Origin of the sequence: Amycolatopsis sp. NPDC021455 (genome assembly GCF_040640995.1) — a bacterium.
In the GTDB taxonomy this organism is placed as follows: Bacteria; Actinomycetota; Actinomycetes; order Mycobacteriales; family Pseudonocardiaceae; genus Amycolatopsis.
Genome location: NZ_JBFACT010000156.1, coordinates 1,623 through 2,929 on the forward strand (window position 1 = coordinate 1,623; position 1,307 = coordinate 2,929).

Here is a 1,307-nt window from a genome sequence, read left to right on the forward strand (position 1 = left end):
GTACGAATGACACAGCTTCGGCGGTGTGCTTAAGCCCCGCTACATTGTCGGCGCAGGACCACTTGACCAGTGAGCTATTACGCACTCTTTCAAGGGTGGCTGCTTCTAAGCCAACCTCCTGGTTGTCTGGGCAATCCCACATCCTTTCCCACTGAGCACACACTTAGGGGCCTTAGCTGGTGTTCTGGGCTGTTTCCCTCTCGACGACGAAGCTTATCCCCCGCCGTCTCACTGCCACGCTCTCACTAACCGGTATTCGGAGTTTGGTTGATTTCGGTAACCCGGTAAGGCCCCTAGACCATCCAGTAGCTCTACCCCCGGCAAGAAACACGTGACGCTGCACCTAAATGCATTTCGGGGAGAACCAGCTATCACGGAGTTTGATTGGCCTTTCACCCCTACCCACAGCTCATCCCCTCAGTTTTCAACCTAAGTGGGTTCGGGCCTCCACGACGTCTTACCGTCGCTTCACCCTGGCCATGGGTAGATCACTCCGCTTCGGGTCTAGACCACGCGACTACATTCGCCCTATTCAGACTCGCTTTCGCTACGGCTACCCCACACGGGTTAACCTCGCCACGCAGCACTAACTCGCAGGCTCATTCTTCAAAAGGCACGCCATCACCCCGAAAGGCTCTGACGGCTTGTAGGCACACGGTTTCAGGTACTCTTTCACTCCCCTCCCGGGGTACTTTTCATCTTTCCCTCACGGTACTCGTCCGCTATCGGTCTCCAGGAAGTATTTAGGCTTACCGGGTGGTCCCGGCAGATTCACAGCAAATTCCACGAGCTCGCTGCTACTCGGGAACACCAAACAAACAATCAACAACATGTTTTCGCGTACGGGGCTCTCACCCACTCCGGCCGCCCATCCCAAGGCGTTCCACTAACACGCGCGATCGTTCCGAGGACTGTCAGATCCTCGACGCTGGGTCCCACAACACCGCCTGCACAACGCCTGACAGCTTGACATACAAACGGTTTAGCCTCATCCGCTTTCGCTCGCCACTACTCACGGAATCACGGTTGTTTTCTCTTCCTGCGGGTACTGAGATGTTTCACTTCCCCGCGTTCCCTCCACACACCCTATATATTCAGGTGCGGGTAACACCACATCACTGGTGCTGGGTTTCCCCATTCGGAAATCCTCGGATCACAGCTCGGTTGACAGCTCCCCGAGGCATATCGCAGCCTCCCACGTCCTTCATCGGCTCCTGAAGCCAAGACATCCACCATGTGCCCTTAACAACTTGACCACAAAGATGCTCGCATCCACTCTACAGTTCTCAAACACCACACCAGAAACA

General features: G+C 55.5%; 1 rRNA gene (only partly in view). It reads right to left on the reverse strand.

Annotated features, from left to right (window positions below):
* Positions 1–1,256, reverse strand: a 23S ribosomal RNA gene (locus AB0G28_RS49260) (it extends 1,598 nt beyond the left edge of the window).
* Between the last annotated feature and the right edge of the window lie 51 nt (positions 1,257–1,307).